This window comes from Streptomyces sp. CA-251387, from assembly GCF_050936625.1.
Lineage (GTDB): Bacteria > Actinomycetota > Actinomycetes > Streptomycetales > Streptomycetaceae > Streptomyces.
In genome coordinates this window covers 7,867,176-7,880,768 of sequence record NZ_JBNJMJ010000001.1, presented here as the reverse complement: position 1 = coordinate 7,880,768, position 13,593 = coordinate 7,867,176, and the positions used below count along the sequence as shown (strand labels likewise).

The 13,593-nt window shown below is 72.1% G+C and carries 13 protein-coding genes; 7 read left to right on the top strand and 6 right to left on the bottom strand.

Annotated features, from left to right (window positions below):
• Window positions 1-50 precede the first annotated feature (50 nt).
• The 4 genes from ACQEV2_RS35045 to ACQEV2_RS35030 all read right to left on the bottom strand — a co-directional run bounded on the left by ACQEV2_RS35045 (window position 51) and on the right by ACQEV2_RS35030 (window position 4,658).
• Window positions 51-1,130 carry an MBL fold metallo-hydrolase gene (locus ACQEV2_RS35045; protein WP_433050819.1) on the bottom strand — a complete coding sequence of 360 codons (1,080 nt, stop codon included), beginning with the start codon at window positions 1,128-1,130 and terminating at the stop codon, window positions 51-53.
• Entirely contained in the window at window positions 1,127-2,374 is a 1,248-nt protein-coding gene (locus ACQEV2_RS35040; RefSeq protein ID WP_433050816.1) for an aminotransferase class I/II-fold pyridoxal phosphate-dependent enzyme, read from the bottom strand. Before ACQEV2_RS35040 ends, ACQEV2_RS35045 begins: the two co-directional genes overlap by 4 nt.
• A gap of 243 nt (window positions 2,375-2,617) precedes the next feature.
• Window positions 2,618-3,709: a hypothetical protein gene (locus ACQEV2_RS35035; RefSeq protein ID WP_433050814.1), complete on the bottom strand. Its 1,092-nt coding sequence runs from the start codon at window positions 3,707-3,709 to the stop codon at window positions 2,618-2,620.
• Window positions 3,710-3,941: 232 nt separating this feature from the next.
• Complete coding sequence (locus ACQEV2_RS35030; RefSeq protein ID WP_433050811.1) at window positions 3,942-4,658, bottom strand: ANTAR domain-containing response regulator; 717 nt, start codon at window positions 4,656-4,658, stop codon at window positions 3,942-3,944.
• 123 nt (window positions 4,659-4,781) lie between these two features.
• On the opposite strand from ACQEV2_RS35030, the gene ACQEV2_RS35025 reads away from it, so the two are divergent.
• Window positions 4,782-5,912, top strand: coding sequence for a GAF domain-containing protein (locus ACQEV2_RS35025; protein ID WP_433050808.1), 1,131 nt, complete (start codon window positions 4,782-4,784; stop codon window positions 5,910-5,912).
• A 114-nt stretch (window positions 5,913-6,026) separates the two neighbouring features.
• Here ACQEV2_RS35025 and ACQEV2_RS35020 read toward each other — a convergent pair whose 3' ends face one another.
• Window positions 6,027-6,818, bottom strand: a complete 792-nt coding sequence (locus ACQEV2_RS35020) for an RNA polymerase sigma factor SigF (RefSeq protein ID WP_433050805.1) — start codon at window positions 6,816-6,818, stop codon at window positions 6,027-6,029.
• A 267-nt stretch (window positions 6,819-7,085) separates the two neighbouring features.
• On the opposite strand from ACQEV2_RS35020, the gene ACQEV2_RS35015 reads away from it, so the two are divergent.
• Entirely contained in the window at window positions 7,086-8,888 is a 1,803-nt protein-coding gene (locus ACQEV2_RS35015) for a thiamine pyrophosphate-requiring protein (RefSeq protein ID WP_433050802.1), read from the top strand.
• 86 nt (window positions 8,889-8,974) lie between these two features.
• Here ACQEV2_RS35015 and ACQEV2_RS35010 read toward each other — a convergent pair whose 3' ends face one another.
• The gene (locus ACQEV2_RS35010; RefSeq protein ID WP_433050799.1) at window positions 8,975-9,106 is read right to left on the bottom strand and encodes a hypothetical protein; all 132 of its coding nucleotides are present in this window, start codon (window positions 9,104-9,106) and stop codon (window positions 8,975-8,977) included.
• 128 nt (window positions 9,107-9,234) lie between these two features.
• On the opposite strand from ACQEV2_RS35010, the gene ACQEV2_RS35005 reads away from it, so the two are divergent.
• The 5 genes from ACQEV2_RS35005 to ACQEV2_RS34985 all read left to right on the top strand — a co-directional run bounded on the left by ACQEV2_RS35005 (window position 9,235) and on the right by ACQEV2_RS34985 (window position 13,467).
• The gene (locus ACQEV2_RS35005) at window positions 9,235-9,639 is read left to right on the top strand and encodes a DUF2795 domain-containing protein (protein ID WP_433050796.1); all 405 of its coding nucleotides are present in this window, start codon (window positions 9,235-9,237) and stop codon (window positions 9,637-9,639) included.
• Between the two features lie 86 nt (window positions 9,640-9,725).
• Window positions 9,726-10,145 carry a CBS domain-containing protein gene (locus ACQEV2_RS35000; RefSeq protein WP_433050793.1) on the top strand — a complete coding sequence of 140 codons (420 nt, stop codon included), beginning with the start codon at window positions 9,726-9,728 and terminating at the stop codon, window positions 10,143-10,145.
• A gap of 5 nt (window positions 10,146-10,150) precedes the next feature.
• On the top strand, window positions 10,151-10,816 hold the full coding sequence (locus tag ACQEV2_RS34995) for a diguanylate cyclase (RefSeq protein ID WP_433050790.1): 666 nt from the start codon (window positions 10,151-10,153) through the stop codon (window positions 10,814-10,816).
• A 6-nt stretch (window positions 10,817-10,822) separates the two neighbouring features.
• On the top strand, window positions 10,823-11,374 hold the full coding sequence (locus ACQEV2_RS34990; protein ID WP_433050787.1) for a type 1 glutamine amidotransferase domain-containing protein: 552 nt from the start codon (window positions 10,823-10,825) through the stop codon (window positions 11,372-11,374).
• Window positions 11,374-13,467 (top strand): catalase, encoded by a 2,094-nt coding sequence (locus tag ACQEV2_RS34985; RefSeq protein ID WP_433050784.1) that lies wholly within the window; start codon window positions 11,374-11,376, stop codon window positions 13,465-13,467. Before ACQEV2_RS34990 ends, ACQEV2_RS34985 begins: the two co-directional genes overlap by 1 nt.
• Window positions 13,468-13,593 lie beyond the last annotated feature (126 nt).

The following is a 13,593-nucleotide window of genomic DNA, read 5'->3' as shown; positions in this document are numbered from 1 at the left end:
CCCACGCGGCGGAGCCGCATATCGATACAGCCCCGCGCCTCTTCGGGGCGCTACAGCACTCGTGAGCCTCCAACGGGCAGGTCCCACAAGTCCCCCCGCGCCAGCCCCGCCTTCTCCCAAGCCGCCCGCACGCGCGTGAGCGGTTCCAGTACCGGTTCCGCCGAAAGCACGAACGTCGCCCAGTGCATCGGTGCCATCCGGCGGGCGCCGAGGTCCTGGGCGGCGCGGACGGCCTCCTCGGGGTCGCAGTGGACGTCGCTGAGCCACCAGCGGGGGTCGTAGGCGCCGATGGGGAGGAGGGCGAGGTCGATGCCGGGGTAGCGCTCGCCGATGCGGGTGAACCAGTGGCCGTAGCCGGTGTCGCCGGCGAAGTACACCCGCTGTCCGTCGGGGGCGGTGAGTACCCAGCCGCCCCACAGGCTGCGGCAGGTGTCGAGGAGGGTGCGCTTGGACCAGTGGTGGGCCGGGACGAAGTCGAAGCGGACGCCGGACAGTTCGGCCGCCTCCCACCAGTCCAGCTCGGTGATCTGGGTGAACCGGCGGCGACGGAACCAGGCGGCGAGGCCGGCCGGCACGAACACGGGGGTGTCGCGCGGGAGTCGGCGCAGAGTGGGGGCGTCCAGGTGGTCGTAGTGGTTGTGGCTGATGACGACCGCGTCGACGCGCGGCAGGTCGCTCCAGGCGATGCCGACCGGGGTGATGCGGGCCGGGGTGCCGAGGATGCGGCGTGACCAGACCGGGTCGGTGAGGACGGTCAGTCCGCCGATCTGTACGACCCAACTGGCGTGTCCCGCCCAGGAGACAGCGACCGTGCGCGCATCCACGCGGGGCAGCGGGGCCGGCTCGAAGGGCAGCCGCGGGATGTCGGCGAGGCCTTCCCGGCCGGGGCGTACCGCGCCCTCGCGGGCGAAGCGGGCGAGGGCCTTGATGCCGGGCAGCGGGGCGGTGAGGCGGTCGTGGAAGGTCCGCGGCCACGCCCGGCGTTCGCCCAGCGGGCGGGGTGCGGCGAGCGGCGGGAACGGGGGCGCGAAGAGGGACGGGTCCGCCGGGGCCTCGGCTTCCTGCCCGGGCGGCGCGGTCGTGCTCGTGGCGGTCGTACGCCTGGTGGTCGACTCGGACTGCTGCGTCATCGAGGAGGCTCCCATCGCTGAGCGTCGTCGCGGAGATCGTCGAAGACCGTCTTCATGTGGATCAACGTGCGTTGCACGTGTGGCAGTTCCAACGGCGAGGGTGAACTGATGCATTCCGCGCGTTCCTCGTCGGTGCCGTCCAGCAGCGGTCCGGTGGACAGCCGCACGCGCAGCGCGCCGAGGTCGTCGCCGAAGCGGTGCCCGCCCGGCGCGGGCATGCCGAGCCGGGCGGCGAGGAAGTCCTCCAGGTCCTGCGCGTCCCCCACGCCGTGCGCGGACAGCCCGGCGCGCAGCGGGCCGAGGTCGACGTAGAGGTGGCGCCCGGCCTGCGGGGGTCGTGCGAGGGCGCCGGCCTTCACGGCGGCGGCGTGCGCGGCGGCGGCCACGCGCGCGTGCAGGCGTACGGCGGCGGTGACCCGCGCGGTGACCGCTTCGGGCTCCGCCAGCGCGTAACCGGCCGCGAGGGCGACCGGGCCGGCGACGCGGGCGTCGAGCGCGGTGAGCACGTCGAGCACGCGCGCGTGGAGGCCGCCTCCGGCCTCGCCCGCGGGGAACCGGGCGACCGCGGCCGGCCAGCCGGGCGGGAGGTGGGCGCCCGCCAGGTCGGTGACGACGGTGACCTGCTCGGGCAGCATCTCGGCGGGACTGAGCAGCACGGTGTCGTGCGGGGCGTGCACGGTGTCGCGCCAGGTCTCGTCGCTGACCAGGTGCAGCCCCTCGCCGGTGGCGGCCTCCAGAGTCTCGTGCAGCACCTCGGGCGGGGCGACGGTGGCGGTCGGGTCGTCGGCGACGGACAAGACGAGCAGGCGCGGGTCACCGCCCTCGGCACGCACCCGGCGGACGGTCTCCAGAAGGGCGTACGGATCCGGTACGCCGCCGCACTCGGCCGGTGTCGCCACGTGGAAGACGGGTCTGCCCAACAGGCGTGCGTACGGCGCCCACCAGGCGGCGCAGGGCCGGGGCACCAGCACGTCGCCGCCGAGCGCGAAGGTCAGGGCGAGCAGCAGGGCGGGCGCGCCGTTGGCGGCCACCGCCTGGTCGGGCTCGGTCGGCAGTCCGCGCCGGTCCCAGTAACCGCACGCGGCCTCCAGGAGCGCGGTGCCGCCGCCGATCGGCTCGCTCTCGGACCGCCCCGCGGCCGCGGCGAGCACGGCGGCCAGCTCGGGCAGCACGGGCAGCCCGTCGTCCGGGAGCGGCGGCCCGTAACGGACGGGGCCGTGGCCTTCGAGGTCCGTCCGGCGCATCGGTGCCTCCGCGCTGTGCCTGGTGCCGTGGTTGTTCGTCGTCCGGTGCTCCGTGAGGGTTCGTGTTCCGTGGTGCGGTCTGTGTGGTGCGTACGGCGCGGGGGCCGTACGGTGCGTCGCGCTTCCCTCGCGCTCTGAGTACCCACCGGGGTGCCACCCCATGGGCGCCGACCGGGGTTGCGCCGATCACAGCTCCGGTGGTTCCGGGTTCCGTGCGGCCTGCGCGGGGCGTCACCGTACGCATCAGCTCTCCGTGGGAGGCGTCTTACGGCGCAGCCGGTACACCGCGCCGCCGAACGCGCCCGCGATCAGGACTCCGCCCGCGACCAGCGCGGGGACGGAGTCGGTGAAGGCCCCGCCCGCACCGGCCTGCACGCCGCGGTGGACGGCCTCGCCGCCGCAGTCCTGCGCGTGTGCGTCGCTCCCGCCGGAGTGGAACTCGGTCTCCTCCCAGGCGGGCTCGGCCTTCTCGGACGCCGCCGAGTCCCAGTCGGCCCCGGTCCCACCCGAGTCGGAACCGGTCCCACCCGAGTCGGCCCCGGCCCCGCCTGCGTCGGACCCGCTCTCGTCCGAGTCAGGCCGGCTCTCGCCCGAGTCGGATCCGCCCTCGCCCGAGTGAGATCCGCTTTCGCCCCGGTCGGGCTCGGCCTTCTCGGGTTCGCTCATGTCCCCATCCGTCTTGTCCGAGTCGGACCGGGCCCCGTCCCAGCCGGGCTCGTTCCTGCCCGAGTGGGACTCGGTGCAGGACCGGCCGGCGCCGTCCGTCCCGTCACCGTCGCCCGCCGTACCGCCCCCGCCGTCCTTGCCGGTTCCCCCACCGCCCGTACCGTCTCCGCCGCCCGCACCGCCTTCCCCGCCCTCGCCGACCCCGCCGTCCTTGCCGTCCTCGCCGCCACCCGCGCCGCCACCCTCCCGGGCCACCGTGAACGTCGCGCTCCACTCCTTGCCCTCCCCGCCGGATGCCGCCGGGCAGGTGCCGTCGACGGTCCATGAGGAGTCGGATCCGACCGCGTCCGGGTCAACCTCGAAGTTCTCGGCCGGGGGGATACGCGCGGTGCCGCTGTAGGCGGCCCCCGCCGCTTGCTCGTCGTTGCCGGCGACCCGCTTCAGCTTGACGGTGCCCTCTTCGAACGCCTGGGAGGTGGCGTCGACGGTGGCGGGCGCGGCAACCCCGTCGAGGGCGTCGCAGGAGACCGAGACGGTAACGCTGCCGCCCGGGGAGACGGTGCCGGGGCTGACCTCCGCAGCCGGGTCCGCCGAGGCGGCCGAGGCGGCGAGGCCCAGGACGACACCGGCCAGAGCGGGGACGGACAGGGCACAGGCGGGGCGGCGCATGGGGCGGACTCCTTCGGCCGGCGGCTGCGGGGGAACGGCGGTCACTCCCCCGCAGCCATGACAGCCCGCCCGGCCCCGGGGCGCGCGCGGCCGGGCACCATTCGCGGGACGGTGGGGGCCGAGTGGGTGACGTCGAGCGTGGGATCGGGCCGGCCGAAGAGCCGAAGAAGGGTGGGTTGCCGAACCGAGTCACGCCAGGGGGCCCGACCCACCCCCGGATGAGGTCCACCGGTCAGTTCATCAGCGCCGCCAAGTCGCGTTCCAGTCCCCGCCCCCGCCTGCTGACAACGCCGGACGCGACGTCCGACAGCTTGCGGTTGGTGCCCTGTGAGATGCGGCGCAGTACGCCGAAGGCGGCGTCGGCGTCGCAGCCGAGGACGTGCATGACGATGCCGCACGCCTGGTCGACGACGGGCCGGGAGCGCAGGGCGGTGCCGAGGTGGTCGAGCTCGGTGAGCGCGGCGCGGTAGGAGCGGTCGCGGACCAGGCAGCTCGCGGCGAGTTCGCCCAGGGCGTGCACGGGACCGTGCGAGGCGTTCTCCAGGGCGCCCGGCCGGAAGCTGTAGAGACTGAGCGTCACCATGAGCCCGGAGCGGCGGAACGGGAGTGTCACGGTGGAGCGCACCCCGGAGTCGAGCGCCATGGCGCGGTACTCCGGCCAGCGCTCGTCGTGCAGCAGGTCGGTCGAGTCGACGGGCCGGCCGCCTTCCAGGGCGTCCGGGATGGGCCCGTCCCCGGAGCGGAGCTGCACGGCGACGAGTCCGGCGAGGTCGGGATGGGTGACGGCGGCGGGCCGCTCGGCACCCGCCTCGGTCACCATGCTGCTCGCCCCGCAGCAGTCGGCGGTGCAGCGCACGGCCTGTTCGGCCAGCTCGGACAGCCTGCGCCCCGGTAGGGCGGCTTCGGCGGACTCGTCACCCAAGTGACCGACATGTTCCTGAGCGGGCATCCTCAACTCCTCCTCTTCTGTGCGCCTTCCCGGCCCCGGCCGGGGAAAACAGGGAGGAAACAAGCGGAACCAGTTGACCACCCGCCTCCCCGGAACGTCCCGCCGGGAGCTAGGTTCGTTCCCATGGCGCAGACGACGGACGAATTCGGTGAAGAGCTTGCGGATTTCGTGCGCCGCGTTGCGGAGCTCAAGGCGGCACGGTCCGTGTCGGAAGGCAACCTGCCGACGGTCCTGGACGCGGCCATCTTCGAACTCGACCATGTGGCCGACCAGTTGTGGCCCTGGTACGAACGGCTGTCCTCGGCCGGACCGCCCCGTACGGCATCCGCCGACCGCCAGGAGCAGCATCTGCTGCGCGCGGTGTTCCAGCGGTTTCCGCTGCCGGTGGCGCTGGTGGACCGGGAGGCGGTGGTGCGCCGGCTGAACTTCGCGGCGACGTCGTTCACGGGCGTCCGGGCGGGCTATGCGACGGGCCGGCCGCTGACCGGTTTCCTCGCCCACGCCGACCGGGTGGCGTTCCGTTCGCAGGCCGCCGCGGTGGCGCGGGGCGAGGGCGACCGCAGCCTCACCGTGCACCTCCAGCAGCGCCCGTCCGCGCCGGTCCACGCGACCCTGACCGCCGTACGCCCGAGCGGGGAGCCGCACCCCACCGTGCTGGTGGTGCTGCAGCCCGGCGAGCTGAAGGCGCCCGGCGCACCGCCCCCGACGGCCGCGCCGGCGGCCCACGTCCCCGACCTCACCGAGACGACCCGGCACGCGGCCCTGATGGACCTCCAGGACGAGATGACCACGGTCCTCCTGACCGCACCGCGCGGCGACCGCGAGGCAGTCGTCCGCCGGGCGGCCCAGGTCCTCCACGGCCGTTTCGCCGATTGGGTCATCGCCGACACGGGCGACGCCCGGTTGTCCCGTACGACGGTGCTGGCCCCCTCGGAAGAGGAGTCGGCAGCGCTCACGGAACAGGACCCGGCCACGTGCCCTCTGGTCACAGCCACGGCACGCACCGGATCCCCGTCCCTGCAGATCCGCCCCGAGAACCCGGACGCCTTCGGCAGGGACCCGGACGGCGCCCCCGTCCTCGTACAGGCGAACGTCACCTCACTGCTGTGCGTCCCCCTGAAGGCGGAGGGCGCGGTACAAGGCGTCCTGACGCTGTTCAGATGTGGAGCCCGCCTGGCGTTCTCCATGGCAGAGGCGAAGGCGATGGACACCATGTCCCGTCACATATCACTGGCGGTAACGACAACACCCTGAAAGGGGCGCGGGGCGGGGTCGATATGCGGCTCCGCCGCGTGGGCGCGAGCAACCACATACGGCCCGCACTCCGCAGATATCCGCTATCCGCACCCCCACGGCGAAACCCGCCCCTCAGGCCACATCATTGAGCACCTGTTCCCGCACCCGGCTGCAGCACCGGCTGATCAGCCGGGACACATGCATCTGCGAGATACCCAACTGCTCGGCGATCCGACTCTGCGTCATGTCGCCGAAGAACCGCATGTACAAAATCGCCCGCTCCCGCTCAGGCAGCGCGGCGAGCCGCGGCGCGACGGCCTCACGGTCCACGACCGTGTCCAGCGCGGGGTCCGCGGAGCCCAGCGCGTCGCTCAACGAGTACCCGTCGTCGCTGCCGGGCAGTTCCGCGTCCAGCGACAGGGCGGTGAAACTCTCCAGCGCCTCGAGGCCGACCTTCACATCGGCCTCTTCCATGTCCGCGTGCTCGGCGATCTCGGCGATCGTGGGCGTGCGGCCCGAGACGGTCTGGAGGTCCTGCACGGCGAACCGCACGCGGTTGCGCAGGTCCTGCACCCGGCGCGGCACATGTAGCGTCCACATGTGGTCACGGAAGTGCCGCTTGATCTCGCCGGTGATGGTGGGCACGGCATAACTCTCAAAGGCGTTGCCGCGCTCGGGGTCGTACCGGTCGACGGCCTTGACCAGCCCGAGGGCGGCGACCTGCCGCAGGTCCTCGAAGCTCTCCCCGCGGCTGCGGAACCGCCCGGCGAGCCGGTCGGCCATGGGCAGCCACGCCTCGACGATCCTGTCGCGGATGGTGTCGCGCTGCTGCCCCTCGGGCAGCGACGCGAGCTTGCGGAAGTCCTCCGCGGTGTCGGGGGCGTCGTCGTGCGGGTGGTGCTTCGCGCTCACTGAAGTGGGCATGGTGCGTCGCAACTCCCTTTGCTGTGCTCTGGGTTGGACGGTCACCGTGGGAGTCGGGGCGCGCACCGAAGCCGGACACACCCGTGGCGACTGATCGGCCGCTTCCGGCGGCTGATACGCCGCTCCCACGGACGTGCCTCCTGTCCGAAGCACTGTCCTTCGCCTGCCCTCACTCCCGCCGCGCAAACACGGTCAGGTTTTCCGCTCACCCGCAGGGTCACTCGTAGCGGTGCCGCGCAGTACCCCGAGAAGGCCAGGAGGTCCCGCATGAGCACCAAGGTCGCCGACCATGTCCTGCAGCGCCTGCGCGAGTGGGGTGTGGAGCACGTCTTCGGCTATCCCGGCGACGGCATCAACGGCCTGCTCGCCGCCTGGGGCCGGGCCGAGAACGAGCCCCGTTTCATCCAGTCCCGGCACGAGGAGATGTCCGCGTTCCAGGCGGTCGGTTACGCCAAGTTCAGCGGCCGTCTCGGCGTGTGCGCGGCGACGTCCGGGCCCGGCGCGATCCACCTCCTGAACGGCCTGTACGACGCCAAGCTCGATCATGTCCCGGTCCTGGCGATCGTCGGCCAGACGCACCGCACGGCGATGGGCGGCTCGTACCAGCAGGAGGTGGACCTGCACACGCTGTTCAAGGACGTCGCCTCGGACTTCGTGGAGACGGTGACGGTGCCCGAGCAGCTGCCGAACGTCCTGGACCGGGCGATCCGCACCGCGTACGCGCGCCGCGCCCCCACGGCGATCATCATCCCGGGCGATGTCCAGGAGCTCGACTACTCGCCGCCCACGCACGAGTTCAAGATGGTGCCGTCCAGCCTGGACCGCAGCGGTTGGACGGCGATCCCGTCGGAGGACTCGGTGCGCAGGGCGGCGGAGATCCTCAACGCCGGTGACAAGGTGGCGATCCTGGTCGGCCAGGGCGCGGCCGGTGCGCGGGCCGAGGTGGAGCGGATCGCCGAACTGCTCGGCGCCGGCGTGGCCAAGGCGCTGCTCGGCAAGGACGTGCTGAGCGACGAACTGCCGTATGTCACGGGCGCGATCGGCCTGCTGGGCACCCGCCCGTCGTACGAGCTGATGCGGGACTGCGACACCCTGCTGACCATCGGGTCGTCCTTCCCGTACACGCAGTTCCTGCCGGACTTCGGCAAGGCGCGGGGCGTGCAGATCGACATCGATCCGCACATGGTCGGGATGCGGTATCCGTACGAGGTGAATCTCGTCGGCGACGCGAAGGCGACGCTGGAGCGGCTGATCCCGCTGATCGCATCGGAGGAGCGCGGCCGCGAGTGGTACGACACGGTGTGCGACAACGTCACGCGCTGGCGCGAGGTCATGGAGCGGCGCGCCCACCTGTCGGCCGACCCCATCAACCCGGAGTACGTCACCCGTGCCCTGGACCCGCTGCTGCCCGCCAACGCCATCATCAGCTCCGACTCGGGCTCGGCGGCGAACTGGTACGCCCGCCATCTGACGATGCGGCCCGGCATGCGCGCGTCGCTGTCCGGGACGCTGGCGACGATGGGCTGCGGGGTGCCGTACGCGATCGGGGCGAAGTTCGCGCACCCGAACCGCCCGGCGATCGCGCTGGTCGGCGACGGGGCGATGCAGATGAACGGGCTGGCGGAGCTGATCACGGCCGCGAAGTACAAGGACCAGTGGGACGATCCGCGCCTGATCGTGGGCGTGTTCAACAACCACGACCTCAACCAGGTCACCTGGGAGATGCGGGCCATGGAGGGCGCCCCGTCCTTCCTGCCCTCGCAGGAGATCCCGGACGTGCAGTACGCCGCCTTCGCCCGCTCCCTCGGGCTGACCGGCATCCGGGTGGAGAAGCCCGAGGACGTCGAGGCGGGCTGGCGCGCGGGCCTGGAGGCGGACGGCCCCGCGGTGATCGAGTTCCTGACCGACCCGGCCGTACCGCCGATCCCGCCGCATGCCACCTGGGACCAGATGGAGGCGACGGCCGCGTCGATCCTGAAGGGCGACGCGGACCGGGGGTCGATGGTCAAGCAGGGGTTCAAGGCGAAGATGCAGGAGTTCCTGCCGGGGCGGGACAAGAGGCACGGCTGACGACGCCGCGTACTCCGCGTACTCCGCGTACTCCGCGTACGCCAGGGGCGGCGCCCGCAAGCATCCCGGGCGCCGCCCCTCCGGCTTCAGTGGCCCAGTGCCGCCCCCTCCGGCCGGTCCTCGTCCTTCTCCTTCGGCAGCAGCAGATCCTCATAGCGGCCCAGTGCCAGCACCACGCCGAGCATGAGGAGCGGAAGCAGCACAGCAAGCAGTGCCATGGCCTGGTCCTTCCCCAGAACGTGTGGGGGGTGAAGGGCCGGGTCTCCCTCCTTCCGGACGGCAAACCCTGTGTCGGCCCCCTCTCATCGGGTACGCGGTGCGCACCCCCGAAGATCTGGAGGGAGTCATGCAGCGAGGCAGTGACCGGCTGAGCGTTCACCGTGACGACGAGATGAAACACGAACTGCAGGGGCTGCTGCGGTCCGGGCACCCCACGCGGACCGAGGAGTGGCACGACCCGGAGCCGTCCGCCGACGACGACCCGATGGTCGCGCACGGGCCGGTGGGGTGGCCGGGGCCCCAGGCGGCGTCCCTGGAGACGGTCCGGCTGGAGCTGGCGCGGATTCTGGGCCGTAGCTCCTTCCCGGCGAGCCCCCGGGATCTGATCAGTGCCCTGCGCCGCGGATACGCGCCCGACGCTCTCGTGGAGCCGCTGGAGCGGCTGCCGCGCTCGGCGCGCTACGCCAACGTCCAGGAGCTGGCCGAGGCCCTGACCGGGGCCGAACGGTCCACGCGGCGCAGGAACGCATAGGGGGCCGGTGGGCGGATGCCGCGGCGGGGTCACGCCGACGCGACCGCGCCGCCCGTCCCGGCCGGACAACGCAGGAAGGGCCAGTGATGGCTGATTTCGTAAGGGACGTCATGACTCCGGGCGTGGTCGCCGTCCGCCCGGACGCCTCGCTCGTCGAGGCGGCGCAGCTGATGCGGGCGCAGGACATCGGCGATGTGGTGGTGGCCGACGGACAGGACGTCGTGGGCGTGCTCACCGACCGTGACATCACGGTGCGGGCGGTCGCCGACGGCGCCGATCCGCTGACGGTGAGCGCCGAGTCGGTGTGTACCCGGGACCCGGTGGTGATCGAGCCGGGCGAGCGGGTGTCGGTCGCGGTCGCGCTGATGCGCGAGCACGCCGTACGACGGCTGCCGGTCGTCGAGGACGGCCTGCCGGTCGGCATCGTCAGCCTCGGTGACCTGGCCGAAGCCCAGGATCCCGACTCGGCGCTCGCCGAGATCAGCCGATCCGCCCCGGACGAGTGAGGCCCATGGGACGGGATCAGGCCGCCGAGATCAGCGCCTCCGGCGTCACCGTCGATGTCGGTGACGCCACGGTCCGCTATCTGCTGTACGGGCTGCTGCCCAGCTGGTTCGTGCCGGGCCTCGCCGACTGGTGGATGCACCGGCGGACCCGCATCGAGGAGACGGCGGGCACCAAGGAGTCGCTGATCCACGCGCTGATGATGACCGAGGTGGGCATCCCCATCGCGCTGACCCTGCGCTACGAGGTCAACCCGCTGCTGCTCAGCGTGCAGCTCGGCGCGACCGCCGCGCACGAGGCCACCGCGCTGTGGGACGTGCGCACGGCCGTCGACAGCGACCGCGAGGTCAAGCCGGTCGAGCAGCACATCCACAGCTTCCTGGAGTCGCTGCCGTTCGGCGGACTGGCCTCGCTGATGTGTCTGCACGCCGACCAGGTGAAGTCGCTGCTGCGCGGCGGCCGCGGCGATCCGGACGCCTGGCGTCTCGTGCCGCGCCGACGCCCGCTGTCCCGCGGCTATCTCGCCGGCATCGCGGTGGCGATCGGCACCTGTGTGCTGCTGCCGTACGGCGAGGAGCTGCTGCGCTGCGCGCGCACGGCCAGGCGCGACAAGAAGCGAGACAGGAAGCGCGCGAGCGACGAGGCCCGCTTCCGGGCCACGGAAGGACGTTGAACCATCATGCGCATCGCATTTCTGACCGCACCCGAGGGCGTCGAGCAGGTCGAGCTCACCGATCCGTGGCAGGCGGCGGTGGACGCGGGGCACGAACCGGTGCTGGTGTCGACGAAGCCGGGCACGATCCAGGCGTTCCACCACCTCGACAAGGCGGAGAAGTTCCCCGTGCAGGAGGTCGTCGGGGAGATCTCGGCCGACTCCTTCGACGGGCTGGTCCTGCCGGGCGGGGTCGCCAACCCGGACTATCTGCGGATGAACCGCAAGGCCGTCGCGTTCGTGCGGGACTTCTTCGAGAAGGGCCGGCCGGTCGCCTCGATCTGCCACGCTGCCTGGACGCTGGTGGAGGCGGACGTCGTACGCGGCCGGGTGCTGACCTCCTGGCCGAGTCTGCAGACGGACATCCGCAACGCGGGCGGCACCTGGGTCGACGAGCAGGTGCGGATCTGCGACCACGGCCCGAACAAGCTGGTCACCAGCCGTAAGCCGGACGATCTGAAGGCGTTCTGCGAGACGTTCCTCGAGGTGTTCGCCAGGGAGTCCAAGGAGGCCGTCTGATGGGAGACCGCAAGCAGGAGCAGCGGGAGGCCTTCCGGGCGGACGACCCCGCGGCCGGGCCGCTCACCACCGACCAGGGGGTCGAGGTCGACCACACCGACGACTCGCTGGCCGCCGGCGAGCGCGGTCCGACGCTGATGGAGGACTTCCACTTCCGGGAGAAGCTCACCCACTTCGACCACGAGCGGATCCCGGAGCGGGTGGTGCACGCGCGGGGCGCGGGCGCCTACGGCTACTTCGAACCGTACGAGTCCTGCGCGGAGTTCACGCGCGCGGCCTTCCTCCAGGACCCGTCCGTGCAGACGCCGGTGTTCGTGCGGTTCTCCACGGTCCAGGGGCCGAAGGGCTCGGCGGACACCGTGCGGGACGTGCGTGGCTTCGCGACCAAGTTCTACACGTCGGAGGGGAACTACGACCTGGTCGGGAACAATTTCCCGGTCTTCTTCATCCAGGACGGCATCAAGTTCCCCGACTTCGTGCACGCGGTGAAACCGGAGCCGCACAACGACATCCCGACGGGTGCCTCCGCGCACGACACCCTCTGGGACTTCGTGTCGCTGCAGCCGGAGACGCTGCACGCGATCATGTGGCTGATGTCGGACCGGGCGATCCCCCGCAGCTACCGCATGATGCAGGGCTTCGGCGTGCACACCTTCCGGTTCGTGAACGCGGACGGGAAGGGCACGTTCGTGAAGTTCCACTGGAAGCCGAAGCTGGGTGTGCACTCGCTGGTGTGGGACGAGGCGCAGGAGTGCCAGGGCCGTGACCCGGACTTCAACCGGCGCGACCTGTGGGACGCGATCGAGGCGGGCGAGTACCCGGAGTGGGAGCTGGGCGTCCAACTCGTGCCGGAGGAGGACGAGTTCGCCTTCGACTTCGATCTGCTGGACGCCACGAAGATCATTCCGGAGGAGCAGGTGCCGGTACGGCCGATCGGCCGGATGGTACTCAACCGCAACCCGGAGAATTTCTTCGCGGAGACCGAGCAGGTCGCCTTCCACACGGCGAACGTCGTCCCCGGCATCGACTTCACCAACGACCCGCTGCTCCAGGCCCGCAACTTCTCCTACCTGGACACCCAGTTGATCCGCCTGGGCGGCCCCAACTTCACGCAGATCCCGGTCAACCGTCCACTGGCACCCGTACGCACCAACCAGCGCGACGGCTACCACCAGGGCGCGATCCACCGGGGCACCAACTACTTCCCGAACTCCCTCGGCGGCGGCTGCCCCGCGCACGCCGGTGCCGACGGGCACGCGTACACCCACTACGCCGAACGCGTCGACGGCGCCAAGATCCGCCGCCGCAGCGCGAGTTTCCAGGACCACTACACCCAGCCCGCGATGTTCTGGAACAGCATGGCGGACTGGGAGCAACAGCACATCGTCGAGGCGTTCCGGTTCGAGCTGGGCAAGGTCGGCTCGATGACGGTGCGGGCCCGTACGGTCGAGCATCTCGCCAAGGTGAACGGCGATCTGGCGACTCGGGTGGCGCGCGGCATCGGCGTTCCGGATCCCTCGGCCACGGAGGCCGCGGACAAGCTCTCCTCCCCCGCGCTCAGCCTGGAGTCCCTGCGCGGCGACGGCTCGATCCGCACCCGGCAGATCGCGGTCCTCGTCGCCGACGGCACCGACACCGCGCAGGTCAGGTCGGTGCGTGACGCGCTCACTGCCGAGGGCGCGATCGTCGAGGCGCTGGCGCCGACGGACGGCGCGATCACCGGGGCCGACGGCGAACGGTTCGCGGTCGACCGCGCGCTGCCGACCGTCGCCTCGGTGCTGTACGACGCCGTACTGCTGCCCGGTGGCCCCGCGGGCACCCCGCCGACGGCCGCCGACCAGGACGCGATGCGCTTCGTACGGGACGCCTACCGGCACGGCAAACCGGTGGGCGCGCTCGGCTCCGGCGTGGGCGTCCTGTCCTCCCTCGAACCGGAGGGCGTACGCCTGTCCGCCGAGTTCCACCACACGGTGGCCGACCGTGGCGTGGTGACGGACACCTCGCCGGGGCCGGCGAGCGAGGAGTTCCTGCAGGCCTTCGCGGCCGCGGTGGCGGCGCATCGCCATTGGGGGCGCCCGCCGGTACGGTGCTGAGCCCCTCCGGGGCCGGCCCGTGGGGGCGGGAGAGCTGAACCACGGGGACACAGAAGCAGGTGCGCCGGGGTCGAGGGACGAACGGGGTCCCCCCTGCGCACCGACCGTTACCTGGGTCGGCACCGT